General features: G+C 74.2%; 15 protein-coding genes. 11 read left to right on the top strand and 4 right to left on the bottom strand.

The window, feature by feature from the left end; genetic code table 11:
* Positions 1–53 precede the first annotated feature (53 nt).
* From FB558_RS32615 to FB558_RS43525, 5 genes are all read left to right on the top strand, one after another.
* Complete coding sequence (locus FB558_RS32615) at positions 54–1,073, top strand: Gfo/Idh/MocA family oxidoreductase (RefSeq protein ID WP_142060169.1); 1,020 nt, start codon at positions 54–56, stop codon at positions 1,071–1,073.
* Entirely contained in the window at positions 1,070–1,936 is an 867-nt protein-coding gene (locus FB558_RS32620) for a sugar phosphate isomerase/epimerase family protein (RefSeq protein WP_142060171.1), read from the top strand. Before FB558_RS32615 ends, FB558_RS32620 begins: the two co-directional genes overlap by 4 nt.
* Positions 1,933–2,934, top strand: a complete 1,002-nt coding sequence (locus tag FB558_RS32625; RefSeq protein ID WP_246106918.1) for a Gfo/Idh/MocA family protein — start codon at positions 1,933–1,935, stop codon at positions 2,932–2,934. Before FB558_RS32620 ends, FB558_RS32625 begins: the two co-directional genes overlap by 4 nt.
* Positions 2,931–3,887, top strand: a complete 957-nt coding sequence (locus FB558_RS32630; RefSeq protein ID WP_142060172.1) for a sugar phosphate isomerase/epimerase family protein — start codon at positions 2,931–2,933, stop codon at positions 3,885–3,887. Before FB558_RS32625 ends, FB558_RS32630 begins: the two co-directional genes overlap by 4 nt.
* Positions 3,888–4,056: 169 nt before the next feature.
* Positions 4,057–4,215, top strand: a complete 159-nt coding sequence (locus FB558_RS43525; protein WP_170231629.1) for a hypothetical protein — start codon at positions 4,057–4,059, stop codon at positions 4,213–4,215.
* Positions 4,216–4,223: 8 nt separating this feature from the next.
* On the opposite strand, the gene FB558_RS32635 is transcribed toward FB558_RS43525, so the two are convergent.
* The gene (locus tag FB558_RS32635; protein WP_142060175.1) at positions 4,224–5,216 is read right to left on the bottom strand and encodes a LacI family DNA-binding transcriptional regulator; all 993 of its coding nucleotides are present in this window, start codon (positions 5,214–5,216) and stop codon (positions 4,224–4,226) included.
* An 82-nt stretch (positions 5,217–5,298) separates the two neighbouring features.
* Here FB558_RS32635 and FB558_RS32640 point away from each other — a divergent pair, with 82 nt between their 5' ends.
* From FB558_RS32640 to FB558_RS32655, 4 genes are all read left to right on the top strand, one after another.
* Positions 5,299–6,441, top strand: a complete 1,143-nt coding sequence (locus FB558_RS32640; protein ID WP_142060177.1) for a phytanoyl-CoA dioxygenase family protein — start codon at positions 5,299–5,301, stop codon at positions 6,439–6,441.
* Positions 6,441–7,217, top strand: a complete 777-nt coding sequence (locus tag FB558_RS32645) for an SDR family oxidoreductase (RefSeq protein WP_142060179.1) — start codon at positions 6,441–6,443, stop codon at positions 7,215–7,217. Before FB558_RS32640 ends, FB558_RS32645 begins: the two co-directional genes overlap by 1 nt.
* Complete coding sequence (locus FB558_RS32650; RefSeq protein WP_142060181.1) at positions 7,217–8,218, top strand: Gfo/Idh/MocA family protein; 1,002 nt, start codon at positions 7,217–7,219, stop codon at positions 8,216–8,218. Before FB558_RS32645 ends, FB558_RS32650 begins: the two co-directional genes overlap by 1 nt.
* A gap of 939 nt (positions 8,219–9,157) precedes the next feature.
* Positions 9,158–9,841, top strand: a complete 684-nt coding sequence (locus tag FB558_RS32655; protein WP_142060183.1) for an NUDIX hydrolase — start codon at positions 9,158–9,160, stop codon at positions 9,839–9,841.
* Here FB558_RS32655 and FB558_RS44920 read toward each other — a convergent pair.
* On the bottom strand, positions 9,823–10,890 hold the full coding sequence (locus FB558_RS44920; RefSeq protein ID WP_246106919.1) for an SRPBCC domain-containing protein: 1,068 nt from the start codon (positions 10,888–10,890) through the stop codon (positions 9,823–9,825). The genes FB558_RS32655 and FB558_RS44920 overlap by 19 nt on opposite strands.
* A 112-nt stretch (positions 10,891–11,002) precedes the next feature.
* On the opposite strand from FB558_RS44920, the gene FB558_RS32670 reads away from it, so the two are divergent.
* Positions 11,003–11,902, top strand: coding sequence for an alpha/beta hydrolase (locus FB558_RS32670; protein WP_246106920.1), 900 nt, complete (start codon positions 11,003–11,005; stop codon positions 11,900–11,902).
* Between the two features lie 73 nt (positions 11,903–11,975).
* Complete coding sequence (locus FB558_RS32675; protein WP_142060187.1) at positions 11,976–12,440, top strand: VOC family protein; 465 nt, start codon at positions 11,976–11,978, stop codon at positions 12,438–12,440.
* An 8-nt stretch (positions 12,441–12,448) separates the two neighbouring features.
* Here the strand turns inward: FB558_RS32675 and purM are convergent, their stop codons facing one another.
* Both purM and purF read right to left on the bottom strand, forming a co-directional pair.
* A complete protein-coding gene (gene purM / locus FB558_RS32680; protein ID WP_142060189.1) occupies positions 12,449–13,540 on the bottom strand; it encodes a phosphoribosylformylglycinamidine cyclo-ligase in 1,092 nt (363 codons plus the stop codon).
* Positions 13,541–13,609: 69 nt separating this feature from the next.
* The gene (gene purF / locus FB558_RS32685) at positions 13,610–15,199 is read right to left on the bottom strand and encodes an amidophosphoribosyltransferase (protein ID WP_142060191.1); all 1,590 of its coding nucleotides are present in this window, start codon (positions 15,197–15,199) and stop codon (positions 13,610–13,612) included.
* Positions 15,200–15,216: the final 17 nt, after the last annotated feature.

Raw genomic sequence — 15,216 nt, forward strand, 5'->3', positions numbered from 1 at the left:
ACAGCGCTGAGCGGAGCTTGCGGAGCGAACAGACGACGCAGGAAGGGATCCCCGTGACACTCAACGTCGGCGTGATCGGCACCGGCATGATCGGGCAGGACCACATCCGGCGGCTCACCCACGTCCTGTCGGGCGTCCGGGTGTCGGCCGTCACGGACGTGGACGCCGGGCGGGCCAAGACCGTGGCGGACGACCTGCCTGCCGCGGTCCTGCAGCCCAGCGGGCAGGCACTCATCGAGGACCCGGCCGTCGACGCCGTCGTCGTCACCTCGTGGGGCCCGACGCACGAGGAGTACGTGCTCGCCGCGATCGCCGCCGGCAAGCAGGTGTTCTGCGAGAAGCCGCTCGCCACCACCGAGGAGGCCTGCGCACGGATCCTCGACGCCGAGGTGGCGGCGGGCCGGCGGATGGTCATGGTCGGGTTCATGCGCCGGTTCGACCGGCAGTACCGGGCGATGAAGGAGGTGCTGACCGGCCGGTCGATCGGGGCCCCGCTGCTCATGCACGCCGCGCACCGCAACCCGTCGGTGCCGCCGCACTTCACCAGCGAGATGATCATCAACGACTCCACGGTGCACGACATCGACGTGGCGCGGTGGATGTTCGACGACGAGATCGCCGCGGTCACCGTGCTGAAACCGCGGATCAGCAGCAAGGCGGCGGCCGGGTTCAACGACCCGCTGCTCGTGCTGCTGGAGATGGCGAGCGGGGTGATCGTCGACGTCGAGGCGATGGTGAACGCCGGGTTCGGCTACGACATCCGCGGCGAGGTGGTGTGCGAGGACGGCACGGTCGAGCTGTCGGAGAGCGCGGGCGCGGTCGTCAAGCGGGCCGGGCAGTACGCCGGGCGGGTGCCGGCGAACTGGCGCGAGCGGTTCGTCAGCGCGTTCGACGCGGAGCTGCAGGCCTGGGTGGACGCCGTCACGGCCGGGGGCACCACCGGGCCCAGCGCGTGGGACGGCTACGCCGCCACCGTCGCCTGCGAGACCGGGTTGCGCGCGCTGCACAGCGGGCGGCGGGAGCCGATCGTGCTGCGCGAGCGGCCGGACCTCTACAAGGAGCCGACGCCGTGAAGCTCGCCGTCGACCCCTACATGCTGCGGCGCACACCGCTGCTGGAGCTGCCCGGCGTCGTCGCCGAGCTGGGCTACCGGTACATCGAACTGTCCCCGCGGGAGGACTTCCTCCCGTTCTTCGTCCACCCGCGGGCCGGTCGCGACCAGATCGCCGCGTTCCGGCGCGAGCTGGCTGCGGCGGACGTCGAGCTGGCCTCGGTGCTGCCGCTCTACCGCTGGTCGGGCCCGGACGAGGACGCCCGGCAGGCCGCGGTGCGGTACTGGAAGCGGGCCGTCCAGGTCGCCGTCGACCTCGGCTGCGACGTCATGAACTCCGAGTTCAACGGACGACCCGAGTCGGCCGAGGCGAGCGAGGCGCAGTTCTGGCGCTCGCTGGAGGAGCTGCTGCCCGTCTTCGAGCGCGAGGGGGTGCGGCTGGTGCTCGAGCCGCACCCGGACGACTTCTGCGAGGACGGCCGTGCGGCCGTCGACCTGGTGCGCGGGATCGACTCCGACCTGGTGTCGTTCCTGTACTGCGCGCCGCACACGTTCCACCAGGGCGGCGACCTGGCCGACGTCATGCGCTACGCCGGGCCGCTGCTCACCCAGCTGCACCTCGCCGACTCGTTCGACCACACCGGGTCCTCGGGCCTGCGCTACATCGTCAACCCGCCCGGCTCGACGGCGCGCGTGCACCAACACCTCGACGTCGGGCAGGGCGAGGTCGACTGGGACCTGTTCTTCGCCACGCTCGCCGAGGTCGGGTTCGACGGCATCGCCACGGTCTGCGTGTTCGCGTGGGAGGAGCGGGCGCGGGAGTCGCTGGTGTCCAACCGGGAGAAGGTGCAGGAGTACATGCGCAAGCACGGGCTCGACTCGTGAGGAAGCTCGGGATCGGGCTCGCCGGCGTCGGCCGGATGGGCCGCATCCACGCCACCAACCTCGTCTCGCGGTGCGCCCGGGCCGGCCTGGCCTGCGTCTACGACGCCGACACCGCACGCGCGCAGATCCTCGGCACGCAGCTGGACGTGCCGGTCGCGGGGAGCTTCGACGAGCTGCTGGAGCGCTCGGAGGCGGTCGCGATCGCCACCCCGACCGGCACGCACGCCGAGCTGTCGGTCGCCGCGGCGCAGGCCGGACGGCCGGTGTTCTGCGAGAAGCCGGTGTCGCTGGACCGGGCCACCACGGTCGCGACGATCGAGGCCGTCGAGGCCGCGGGCGTGGTGTTCCAGGTGGGCTTCCACCGCCGCTTCGACCCGGACTGGGTGGCCGCGGCGGACCGGATCGCCGCGGGCGAGCTGGGCGAGGTCACGCTGTTCCGGACGTCGCTGCGGGACATGAACCCGCCCGATCCCGCCTACCTCGCCGGGTCCGGCGGCTTCTTCGTCGACGTCACCGTGCACGACCTGGACGTCGCCCGCTGGCTGGTGGGCGAGGTCGTCGAGGTCAGCGCGCACGGCAGCGCGTCCGACCCGGCGTTCGCCGCGCTCGGCGACATCGACACCGCGGTCGTGGTGCTGCGGTTCGCGAACGGGGCCCTCGGCGTGATCGACAACAGCCGCGGCGCCCGCTACGGCTACGAGTGCTCCACCGAGGTCATGGGCACGCTCGCCACCGCCCGGATCGACAACCCGCACCGGCGGGGCCTGGAGTGGCGCAGCCCCGGCGTCGCCGCGCGCGACCTCGTGCGCGACTTCGAGGAGCGCTACCCGCACGCCTACGCCGCCGAGCTGGACGCGTTCGCCGAGTGCGTGCGAACCGGCGCGGCACCGCGCGTCACCGGCCGGGACGCGCTCGCGGCGTTCGACCTCGCCCTCGCGGCCGACGCCTCGTGGCGGACAGGCCGCCCCGTGACCGTCTCCCAGGAGGTATCCGCATGACCGCAGACCGGATCGCAGGCGCACCCATCTCGTGGGGCGTGTGCGAGGTGCCCGGGTGGGGCTACCAGCTGCCCCCGGCGCGGGTGCTCGCCGAGATGCGCGACGTCGGCCTCGTCGCCACCGAGCTCGGGCCCGAGGGGTTCCTCCCCGCCGACCCCGGCGCCACCGCCGACGTGCTCGCGCGCCACGACCTGCAGGCGATCGGTGGCTTCACCCCGCTGCTGCTGCACGTCCCGGGCAAGGACCCGGTGCCCGACGTGGAGCAGCTGCTGAAGACCTACGCGGCGACCGGTTCCGACGTGCTCGTGCTCTCGGCCGTCACCGGTCTGGACGGGTACGACGAGCGCCCCGAGCTGGACGACGACGGCTGGGCGACGCTGCTGGGCAACCTCGACCGGCTGCACGCGACCGCCGCCGGGCACGGTGTGAAGGCCGTCCTGCACCCGCACGTGGGCACGATGGTGGAGAACGGCGCGGACGTGCAGCGCGTGCTCGACGGTTCGTCGATCGCGCTCTGCCTCGACACCGGGCACCTGCTCATCGGCGGCACCGACCCCGCCGAGCTCACCCGCCAGGCGCCGCACCGGATCGCGCACACCCACGTCAAGGACGTCGACCTCGGCCTCGCCCGGCAGGTGCAGTCCGGGCGGCGCACCTACACCGAGGCCGTCCGCGAGGGCGTCTACCGCCCGGTCGGGCACGGTGACGTCGACTTCGCCGCGATCGTCGGGCACCTGCGCGACGACGGCTACACCGGCTGGTACGTCCTCGAACAGGACACGATCCTCACCGAGGAGCCGCGCGACGAGGGGCCGCTCACCGACGTGCGCACGAGCGTCGAGGAGCTGCGCACTCTCCTGGATGCTCGAGCGGGCCGACGCCGACCTGCGGAGGAGGAGCGCAGGGAGCGAGGAACGAGCGACCGAGCACCGGAGGAGCAGGGCGGCGTCTGAAGGGCCCGCGAGCCGCCGGAGCGAAGCGGAGGCAAAGAGGACACTGCTCCCCGTCCGAGTGACGCACGCCTCACCCGGAAGTGACACGCTCCGGGCCGCTGCGACGATAGTCCGCAGAGCAGTCGGCACCGGAGCTCCGAGGGGGGCGACCACCATGATCAATATTTCCGTGTCCTCGCGATCGCTGGCAGCCGCCCGACGGGTGGACCCGGACGTCTCGCCCGCCGCGGTGCACGCCGCCGTGGAGGCGGCGATCGCGGAGCACACCCGCGAGCAGCGCAGACGGCCGATCACGCCGCCGGAGACGGCCGACCACACCGACGCGTAGCCGGCCGGTCAGCGCGGCGGGGCCGTCGTCCCGCGCACGACCAGGCGCGGGGTGAGCACCACCTCGACGGGCTCGGTGCGGCCGCCGTCCAGGCGCTCCACCGCGGCCGCGACCGCACGGCCCGCCTGCTCGGGCGCCTCCTGGCTCACCGTCGTCAGGTCGACGTGGGCGAGGCGGGCGAGCTCGCCGTCGTCGTAACCGACCACCGACACGTCCTGCGGCACCCGCACGCCCGCCCGCAGGAACACGTCAAGCAGGCCGATGGCGCAGCGGTCGTTGGCCGCGAAGACCGCGGTCGGCAGCTCCGGACCGGCCAGCAGCTCGCGAGCGGCGGCCGCGCCTGCCGCCTCCACGTACCCGCCGGGCAGCACGCCACCCGCACCGAGGCCGTGGCGGCGCAGCGCGGCGTCGAAGCCGGCCCTGCGGTCGGTGGCCATGGCCGCCGACCCGCCGTCGACGTGCACGATCCGCCGGTGCCCGAGCCCGACGAGGTGCTCGACCACCTCGGCGACGCCGGCCTCGTCGTCCACGCGCACGACGTCGAACCCGACGGGGCGCACGTGCCGCCCCACCACGACGGCGGGGACCCGGGAGCCGAGCGCCGACAGGGCCGCGACCGGGTGCTCGGGCGCCAGCAGCAGGACCGCCTCGCAGCGCATGTCGACCAGCGTGTCGACGACGCGCTCCTCGCCGGACGCCGCGGTGACGGCGCCGAGCGCCACCGCGTAGCCGCGCGCGTCCGCGGCGAGCTGCACCTCCTCGGCCAGCTCCGCCCGGAACGCGTCGCGCAGCATGACCGGGACGCCGAGCAGCCGGGTGCGGCGGCGCGCGAGCATGCTGGCCGTGCGGTCGGCGCGGTAGCCGAGGCGGGCGGCCGCCGCGAGCACCCGCTCCCGGGTCTGCGCGCTCGGGCCCGGGACGTCGCGCAGGACGAGGGAGACGGAGGCGGTCGAGACGCCCGCCTCGGCGGCGACGTCCTCGAGGCGTGGCCTGCGGTTCACAGCACCCCCTTGACACCCTCCGCGACCCGGAGGATCGTACCCGATGGCTAAAGCGCTTTAAACCGCTGCAACGGGAGCCGCCATGGCAACGACGCACGCCCCCGACACCCCCTGGTCGCAGGCCTCCTGCCGGCTCGAGGACCTGCTCGCGGTGCTCGCCGAGCGCACCGACCCCCGCCGGCACCCGCTGGCCGCCGACGTGGTGGACGAGGTGCTGGTCTACGACGCCGACCGCCTGCTCGCCGCCCCCGCCGAGGCCGCCCGGGTCGAGCTGGTCCGCGCGTTCGCCGACGGGCCCGGGATCGTGGTGGTGCGCGGCGCGTACCCCGACACGACGGTCGTGGACCGCGCCACCGCCGCGTTCGAGGAGATGATCGCCGAGCAGCGCGCGAGCGGCACGACGGCGGGCGACCACTTCGCGAAGCCCGGCGCGAACGACCGCGTCTGGAACACGCTGGAGAAGCTCGCGGTCCGCGCACCCGAGGTGTTCGTCGACTACTACGCCAACCCCGTGCTCGCGCTCGTGTCGGACGCCTGGCTGGGCCCCGGGTACCAGGTCACCTCGCAGGTCAACGTCGTCAACCCGGGCGGGGCGGCGCAGGTGGGGCACCGCGACTACCACCTCGGGTTCCTGGCACCGGCGCAGATCGAGGCCTACCCGGCGCACGTGCACCGCCTCTCCCCCGTGCTCACGCTGCAGGGCGCGGTGGCGCACACCGACATGCCCGTGGAGAGCGGACCCACGATGTACCTGCCGCACTCGCAGAAGTACGGCCCCGGCTACCTCGCCACCACCCGCCCGGAGTTCGCCGAGCACTTCGCGCGCCACCACGTCCAGCTCCCCCTGCGCACGGGCGACGCGGCGTTCTTCAACCCCGCGGTCATCCACGGCGCCGGGCACAACCGGTCCGCGGACGTGCGGCGCACGGCCAACCTGCTGCAGGTCTCGTCGGCGTTCGGACGGGCGATGGAGAGCGTCGACCGGGACCGGATCTGCCGCGCCGTCTACCCGGCCCTGCGCGCGCACCCCGCGCCCGAGCACGCCGTCGCCGCGGCCGCCGAGGGCTACCCGTTCCCCACGAACCTCGACCGCGACCCGCCCGTCGACGGGCTCGCCCCGCCGAGCCAGGCCGACCTCGTCCGGCACGCGCTGGCGCATGGCCTCGAACCCGCCGAGTTCGAGGCCGCATTGACCGCCCACTCCGACCGTCGCCGGACCGCCTGATGCGCCTCCTCGAGGAGAAGGTCCTGCTGGTCAGCGGCGGGACCCAGGGCGTGGGTGCAGGCGTGGCGCGGGCCGCCGCGCGCGAGGGCGCGGCAATCGCCGTCACCGGGCGGCGCCCGGAACCGGGCGAGCGACTCGTGGCCGAGCTGCACGCGGCCGGGGCCGAGGCGCAGTTCGTGCGCGCCGACGTCGCGGACGTCACGCAGGCCCAGGGCGCGGTCGCCACCGTCGTCACGCGGTTCGGCCGGGTGGACTGCCTGGTCAACGCGGCCGGGCTGACGTCGCGGGGCACCCTGCTCGACACGACGCCCGAGCTGTTCGACGCGCACGTCGCGGTCAACCTGCGCGCGCCGTTCTTCCTGATGCAGGCCGCCGTTCGCGACATGCTGGGCCGCGGCGCGCCCGGCACGGTCGTCAACGTCATCTCCTCCTCCGAGCTGGGCGGGCAGCCGTACCTCGCGCCCTACGTCGCCGCCAAGGCCGGCCTCGCCGGGCTCACCCGCAACGCCGCGCACGCCCACCGCTTCGACCGGATCCGGATCAACGGCCTCGACATCGGCTGGACCGACACCGAGGGCGAGGACGCCACCCAACGGCGTTTCCACGACGCCGACGACGGGTGGCGGGAGCAGGCGGCGCAGCGGCTGCCGATGGGCAGGCTCGGTCAGGTCGACGAGATCGCCGACTTCGTGGTGTTCCTGCTGTCGGAGCGCAGCGGCGTCGTCACCGGCTCGGTGATCGACTGGGATCAGAACGTGTTCGGAGGGTTGGACTGATGCGCCTCGGACTGATCGGGCTCGGCCGGATCGGCGCGTTCCACGCGCAGACGCTGGCCGACCTGCCTGCGGTCGACTCGCTCGTCGTCACCGACGCCGTGCCGGCGACCACGAAGGAGGTGGCCGAGCGCGTCGGGGCGGAGCCGGTCGACTCGGTGGCCGAGCTGCTCTCCGCCGGCGTCGACGGCGTGCTCGTCGCGGCCGCCACCGACACGCATCTCGAGCTCGTGCTCGCGGGGGTCGACGCCGGGCTGCCGGTGTTCTGCGAGAAGCCGCTGGCCCGCGCCGTCGGCGACGCCGCCGCGGTGGTTCGGCGGGTGCAGGAGTCCGGCGTGCCCGTGCAGGTCGGCTACCCGCGCCGGTTCGACCCGGCGTTCCTGGCCGCCCGCGCGGCCGTCGAGGGCGGGGAGCTCGGCGGGCTGCACACCGTCCGCTCCACCACGCTCGACCCGGCACCGCCGCCCGCGGCGTACCTCGCCGGGTCCGGCGGCATCTTCCGGGACTGCGCCGTGCACGACTTCGACGCCGTGCGCTGGGTGACCGGGCGGGAGGTCGTGGAGGTGTACGCCACCGGCTCCGACCGCGGCGACCCGCTGTACGCCGACATCGGCGACGTGCACACCGCGGCCGCGATCCTGACCCTGGACGACGGCACGCTCGGCGTCGTCTCGAACAGCCGCGGCAACCCGCGCGGCTACGACGTGCGCCTGGAGCTGCACGGCACCGCCGACAGCGCCGCGGCCGGCCTCGACGACGGGCTTCCGCTGCGCTCGCTCGAACCCGGCGTCACGTTCCCGGCAGGCCCGCCGCACGGCTTCTTCATGGACCGCCTCGCCACGGCGTTCCGCGCGGAGCTGGCCGCGTTCGCCGACCTGGTCGCGGGCACGCGACCGTCGCCGTGCACCGCGGCCGACGCGCTGGAGGTCGCCTACATCGCCGAGGCCGCCGCGCTCTCGTTGCGCGAGCACCGCCCGGTCCGCGTGGAGGAACTGCGCCCCTGAACGGCACTTTCGCCGGCCGGCACGACATGGGCAGGTCGTGCCGGGGCGCCCCATGATCGGTCCGAGTCGCACGTCAGGGTCGTCGCGGCCGCGCTCACGTACTTCTCGCGCCCCGGCTCCCCGGGGTCGACCTCAGCGCTGTTTTCGGGCGGGCGGCAGCGCTGGTGTCGATGTGACCATGAAAACCTCCGGTGGGCGCGCCGTTCCCGGCTCGAGACCGCTGCCTCTCACCCGGGCCCGGGTCTCCGGCGCGATCCCCCCGGTTCCCCGATCGCTTCCGTCGGCGGGTGGTCGAGTTGGGGTAACTACCGGGTGACGTGGTCAGGTGGGCGGCCGTTCCCGACTTCCGGGCACGCCCGTTCGCGACGAGACCGTCCTTGTCGGGTGCCGCGCACCTTGCGGTGGTCCCGTCCCAACCCCTGACCTGTGATCATCCGGCTGGTCCGAGGACCGACGCCACCCTTGATCAGCGGGGACGGGACATGCGCTGCACCGCTGCAGGTCATGTCCCGGTTTCGCTGATCATGCCCGTTGCCGGATGGTGGAACGGCACCACAGCCAGTCGCGTGGCACCGCGACAGGGACGTTCTCGTCGTGGACGGGCGTGCCGCGAAGTCGGGGACGGCTGCCCACGCGCCCACGTCACCCGGTAGTTGCGCCACCCGGCCACCCCGGGCACGAGGGTCGGGCAGGGGACCGGTCCAACTGGGGGGACGCCCAGGCCATGGGTGGCGCAGCTCGCCTTCGAGCCGGGTACGGCGCGCCCACGGCAACCCACCCCGCGCACACCGTGCTCACCCGCGTGTACGCCTGCGGAGTTCCTCCGGATCGCCCGGGACCATCGCGTCGACGCCGTGTCGCCTGGACGGGGTACGTCCCGCCGAGCGGCGAGTGATCCACTTCAGGTAGCGTCATCCCGACGAGAAGTCGGGGAGGACGATGCGCGGCAACCTGTTCGCGGTAGCGGTGGACCTGGTGGTGCTCACCGTGCGGGACGGCGTCCTGTGCGTGCTGCTGCGGGAGCGTTCGGCCAAGCCGTTCGCCGGGGAGCTCGCGCTGCCCGGCGGGTTCGTGCAGGGTCGCGAGGACCTGCTCGACGCCGCGGGCCGCGAGCTCGCCGAGACCGGCCTGGCGATCCAGGGCCACCACCTCGAGCAGCTCGCCGGTTACGCGGCCCCGGACCGGGACCCCCGCGGGCGCGTGCTCACCGTCGGCCACCTCGCGCTGGTCCCGGACCTGCCCGAACCGCCCGGCGAGGGCGCATGGTGGCCGGTGGTGAAGGTCGACGCGCTGGCGTTCGACCACCTGCAGATCCTCGCCGACGGCGTCGAGCGGGCCCGGGCGAAGCTCGAGTACACGACGCTGGCCGCCGCGTTCTGCCCACCGGAGTTCACGATCTCCCAGCTGCGCCGGGTCTACGAGGCCGTCTGGGACGCCTCACCCGACCCGCGCAACTTCTCCCGCAAGGTGACCAACACTCCAGGCTTCCTGGAGCCGACCGGGACGAAGGTCAGCGGCGGCCGGGGACGCCCCGGCCAGCTGTTCCGCCGAGGCCCGGCGACGGCGCTGCACCCCCCGATGCTGCGCGACGCTCCCCCCGCGCGTCAGATGCTCGGCACGTAGGCGGCCAGCCCGTCGAGCAGCATGCCGCTGCCCTGCTCGGACCCGTCCCGCTCCTGCTCGGTGGCGCAGGTCTGGGACACCGCGATCCGGGTCTTCCCGCCACCGAGGTCGGTGAGGTCCACGGCCATGGCGGTCGACGCCCCGCCGGGGAGGTCCATGTGGACCTCCAGGCGCCGGTTCTCGACGACCTCGCCGTAGGAGCCGGTCAGCGGGAACTCCGAGCCGTCCGGGGCGGCCATCGTGGCCCGCCACGCACCGCCCGGCCGGACGTCGAGCTCGATCGTGGACCGCACCGCGCCGGACCACTGCGCGTAGTGGTCGGGCTGCGTCCAGGCCGCCCACACGTTCTCGACCGGGGCGTCGAGCTCGCGGGTGAGGGTGTAGGAGTAGCCGGGGGTGGTGGTCTCGCTCATGTTCATCTCCTCCGAGTGGTTCGCTCCGTGGTGGAGCCGACGGGATGTGGACCGGCGAGGACGGCAGAACTGATCGGTGGCCGGCGAACCCCGTGATCCGGGGTATCGGGATCCCGGGCCTGCCAGCGCGAGCAGGGCCCGCACCAGGTCCTCGGCGTCGCCGCGGCCGGCGAGCACCACCCGGTGCAGCTGCGCGTCGGCCGCCTGCACCAGCAGGGCGGCGGTGCGCTCCGGGGCTGGGCCGCCCCGGCCGTACCGGCGCAGCAGCGCGGCGATCTCGTCGGTCAGCCGGTCCTGCAGGGCGTGCAGGCGCGCGACCCCGTCCGGCACCCGTGGGGCGTACTCGCGCATCAGGGCGTGCAGCCGGGGCCGGGTGGCGTGCAGCTCGACGAGGGCGTCCACCAGCGCGCGGATCGCGTCCTCCCACTCCGGCGGATGCGCGCGGAGCCGGGTGAGCTCGGAATCGAGCCGGAGCCGCGCGGCGGCCACGTGCCGATCGGCGAGCTCGTAGAGCAGTGCCTGCTTGTGCGGGAAGTACTGGTACAGCGTGCCGATCGAGACGCCTGCACGTTCGGCGATGCGGTTGGTGGTAACGGTGAGCCCTTCGCGCTCGAAAACCTGAGCAGCGGCCTCCACGATCACGTCCACCGTGTCGCGTGAGCGCTGTTGGCGGGGCCTCTTGCGGGGCGTGTCGATGATCGTCCCAATGCGAGTTGTCGCGGGCGGGCTGCGGCACCACGCTGGCGCCGTGCACGAAGCCTACCTGCGACGACTGCCCGCCGACCTGCGCTCGGTCCCGCTCCCGCGGCGCGCGTCGACCTGGTGGCGACACGGCGACACCGACGTGCACGTGGAGCGGATCGGCGACCCGTCCGCCCGGCGGCGGGCGGTGCTGCTGCACGGCGCCGGCGGGCACGCCGCGGCGATGTGGCCGTTCGCGGCGCTCGCCGCGCGGCGCGGCATCCACGTCGTCGTGCCGGACCTGCCCGGCTACGGGCGCACGCGCGTGCCCGGCCCCGGCGCCGTGCGCTACCCCGACTGGGTCGCGCTCGCCTGCGACCTGCTGCGCGCCGAGCGGGAGGCGCACGACGGCCCGCTCCTGCTGGTGGGCGCGAGTCTGGGCGGGATGGTGGCCTACGACGCCGGGACGCGCACCGGTGCCGCCGACGCCCTGCTCGTGACCTGCCTGCCCGACCCCCGGGACCCGCTCATGCGGCGCCACCTGACCCGGTTCCCGCGGCTCAGCGGGGCCGCGCGGCCGGCGCTACGGGTGCTCGCGGGCCCGCTGGCCGACGTGGCGGTCCCGGTGCGGTGGCTCACGAACATGCGCGCGATCGGCAACGACCCCGAGCTGGTCGACCTCGTCGTGCGCGACGAGCGCGGCGGCGGCGGCCGGGTGCCACTCGGCTTCCTGCGCAGCTTCCTCGACTCGGCACCGGCGGTGGAGCCGGAGGACGCGACGGCGCCGCGGGTCGTGCTGGCGCACCCGGCCTGCGACCGCTGGACGCCGACCGCGATGAGCCTGCGCTTCTTCGACCGCATCGCCGCGCCGAAGGAGCTCGTGCTGCTCGAGGGCGCAGGGCACTTCCCGGTGGAGGCGCCGGGCGTGCACCAGCTGGTGGACGCGATCGACCGGGCCTGCGCCTGACCTGCACCGGCGCGGAACCGATACAGGCAGGCCCGGCCGTCACGCCGGAACCCCGGCCGGCGAGCTTGCGGCCATGACGGTTCCGACCCTCGCCGGCATCCACCACCTGAAGCTCCCGGTGCGCGACCTGCAACGGTCCGCGGACTGGTACCGGGAGGTGCTCGGCTACCGCGTCGTCGTCGAGTTCGTGGAGCAGGGCCGGCTCGCCGGGCTGGGCATGGAGCACCCCGACGGCGGGCCGCCGCTCGCGCTGCGCCTCGACCCGGCCCGGGCCGAGGCCGCCGCCGGCTTCGACTACTTCTCGTTCGGCGTGCCGGACCATCCCGGTATCCAGGCGATCGCCGCCCGGCTCGACGGCCTCGGCCTGCGGCACGGCGGGGTGCACCGGGCCAGCGAGGGGTGGATCCTGCCGATGCTGTCCGACCCGGACGGGCACGAGGTGCGCTTCTACACCCACGCCCGGCACGAGGACGCGCCGACCGGGCCGCACCGGGTGCACGACCCCGGCCCGGGCATGCGCATCGAGCCGCTGGCCTGAGCAGGGCGTCAGAAGCGGGGGTGGTCGCCCTTCATGTGCACCTTGCGGGCGGACTTGCCCTTGCTGCGGCGCACCTCGCCCAGCACCCACGCCGGCACGTGCCGGGCGGTGAGCACCGCGAGGGCGCGGTCGACGTCGTCGGCGGGCAGCACGGCGACCATGCCGACGCCCATGTTGAACGTCTGCTCCATCTCCGCGCGCTCGACGCGGCCGCGGGTGGCGATCATCTTGAACACCGGGGCCGGGGTCCAGGTGCCGCGCTCGACCACCGCGTCGACGCCGTCGGGCAGCACGCGCTCCAGGTTGCGGGCCAGGCCGCCGCCGGTGATGTGGGCGAACATCCGCACGCCCGTCTCGGCCGTGAGCGCGAGGCAGTCGCGGGCGTAGATCCGGGTGGGAGCGAGCAGCTCCTCGCCGAGGGTGTGCCCGAACTCCTCGACGTGCCCCTCCAGCGGCATCCGCGCGATGTCCAGCAGGACGTGCCGGGCGAGCGAGTAGCCGTTGGAGTGCAGGCCGGACGAGCCGAGCGCCAGGAGCACGTCGCCGGGGCGGACCCGGTCCGGGCGCAGCATCGCGTCGGCCTCGACGATGCCGACGCCGGTGCCCGACACGTCGTACGCGCCCGCCTCCATCAGCCCGGGGTGCTCGGCCGTCTCGCCGCCGAGCAGCGCGCAGCCGGCCTGCTGGCAGCCGTCGGCGATGCCCTTGACGATCGTGGCGATCTGCTCGGGCACCACCTTGCCGACGGCGATGTAGTCCTGCAGGAACAGCGGCTCGGCGCCGCAGACGACCAGGTCGTCCACGACCATCGCCACCAGGTCGAGCCCGATGGTGTCGTGCTTGTCGAGGGCCTGCGCGATCGCGACCTTGGTGCCGACGCCGTCGGTGGACGAGGCGAGCACCGGCTCGCTGTAGCGGTTCATCTTGAGCGCGAACAGCCCGGCGAAGCCGCCGATGCCACCCATCACCTCGGGCCGGCCCGCCTTCTCCGCGTGCGGTCGCAGGGCGTCCACCGCGCGTTCCCCGGCGTCGATGTCCACGCCGGCGGATGCGTAGCTCGCACCTGCCCCGTCGGGTTGTGACGTGCGGGTCGGCGGCATTCTCGTCGCGCTCCTGCGGTCGGGTTCGGCGGGTGCACCGCCGCGGATCTGGTGGGGGCTGTGACCGGGTCAGGGCCGGCCGAGCGCGTCGGCGGCACCGTAGCCGACGGCGAGGGGGCCCGGGTCGCCGGACGCGGCGCCGGAGACGTCGCGCGGTACGGCCAGCTCCTCGAGCAGGTGCTTGCCGAGCCGCGCCTCCTCGGGCAGCGGGATCGGGTACTCGCCGGTGAAGCACGCCGCGCACAGCCTGCTGCGGGGCTGCTCGCTGGCGGCGATCATCCCGTCGACCGAGACGTAGCCCAGCGAGTCGGCGCCGATGGAGCGGCGGACGCCCTCCGTGTCGAGGCCGCTCGCCACCAGCTCGGCGCGGGTGGCGAAGTCGATGCCGTAGAAGCACGGCCAGCGCACCGGCGGCGAGGCGATCCGCACGTGGACCTCGAGCGCGCCGGCCTCGCGCAGCATGCGCACGAGCGCGCGCTGCGTGTTGCCGCGCACGATGGAGTCGTCCACCACGACGAGCCGCTTGCCGCGGATGACCTCGCGCAGCGGGTTGAGCTTGAGCCGGATGCCGAGCTGCCGGATGGTCTGGCTGGGCTGGATGAAGGTGCGGCCGACGTACTGGTTCTTCACCAGGCCCTGGCCGTAGGGGATGCCGGAGCCCTGCGCGTACCCGATGGCCGCCGGGGTGCCCGACTCGGGCACCGGGATCACCAGGTCGGCCTCGACGGGGTACTCGTCCGCGAGCCTGCGCCCGATCTCGACGCGGGCGGCGTGCACGGAGCGCCCGGAGATGGTGGTGTCCGGCCGGGCCAGGTACACGTACTCGAACACGCAGCCCTTCGGCTCCGGAGCGGCGAACCGCGAGCTGCGCAGGCCGTCGGCGTCGATCGCGAGCAGCTCGCCGGGCTCCACCTCGCGCACCATCGAGGCGCCCACGATGTCCAGCGCGGCGGTCTCGCTCGCCACCACCCAGCCGCGCTCGAGGCGGCCCAGTACCAGCGGCCGGACGCCGTGCGGGTCCCGCGCCGCGTAGAGCGTCTGCTCGTCGGCGAACACGAGCGAGAACGCGCCCCGCACGCGCGGCAGCAGCCGAAGCGCCGCCTCCTCCACGCCGGTGTCGGCCGCGGTGGCGGACAGCAGCTCCGTGATGAGGTCGGAGTCGGTGCTGGCCGGGATCGCCCTGCGCTCCCCGCGCGCGTCGGTGCGGCGGGCGGCGACCTCGTCGCGCAGCTCCGCGGTGTTGACCAGGTTGCCGTTGTGGCCCAGCGCGATCCCGCTGCCGGTGGCCGTGGTGCGGAACGTGGGCTGAGCGTTCTCCCAGGTGGTGGACCCGGTGGTGGAGTAGCGGCAGTGCCCGACGGCGAGGTGGCCCTTCAGCGAGGAGAGCACCTGCTCGTCGAAGACCTGGCTGACCAGCCCGAGGTCCTTGAACACGACCATGCGACGACCGTCGGAGACGGCGATGCCCGCGGCCTCCTGGCCGCGGTGCTGCAGGGCGTAGAGCCCGTAGTAGGTGAGGTTGGCGACGTCCTCACCAGGCGCCCAGACCCCGAACACCCCGCACTCCTCGCGCGGCGCCGGGTCGTGGGCCTCGGGGTCGAGCTCAGGTTCCGGGTTGCGTTCGGTCGGCTGCTGGTTCCGGGCGGAACTCGGGCCCACAACACGCTCCTCGCGCA

The sequence above is a fragment of the Pseudonocardia kunmingensis genome (genome assembly GCF_006716445.1).
GTDB classification, from domain to species: domain Bacteria; phylum Actinomycetota; class Actinomycetes; order Mycobacteriales; family Pseudonocardiaceae; genus Pseudonocardia; species Pseudonocardia kunmingensis.

Bases quoted from the DNA above. Each gene is read 5' to 3' on its own strand.
- FB558_RS32630 (WP_142060172.1), top strand. From the start codon at position 2,931: ATGACCGCAGACCGGATCGCAGGCGCACCCATCTCGTGGGGCGTGTGC.
- FB558_RS32640 (WP_142060177.1), top strand. From the start codon at position 5,299: ATGGCAACGACGCACGCCCCCGACACCCCCTGGTCGCAGGCCTCCTGC.
- FB558_RS32645 (WP_142060179.1), top strand. From the start codon at position 6,441: ATGCGCCTCCTCGAGGAGAAGGTCCTGCTGGTCAGCGGCGGGACCCAG.
- FB558_RS32650 (WP_142060181.1), top strand. From the start codon at position 7,217: ATGCGCCTCGGACTGATCGGGCTCGGCCGGATCGGCGCGTTCCACGCG.
- FB558_RS32655 (WP_142060183.1), top strand. From the start codon at position 9,158: ATGCGCGGCAACCTGTTCGCGGTAGCGGTGGACCTGGTGGTGCTCACC.
- FB558_RS32675 (WP_142060187.1), top strand. From the start codon at position 11,976: ATGACGGTTCCGACCCTCGCCGGCATCCACCACCTGAAGCTCCCGGTG.
- purM (WP_142060189.1), bottom strand. From the start codon at position 13,540: ATGCCGCCGACCCGCACGTCACAACCCGACGGGGCAGGTGCGAGCTAC.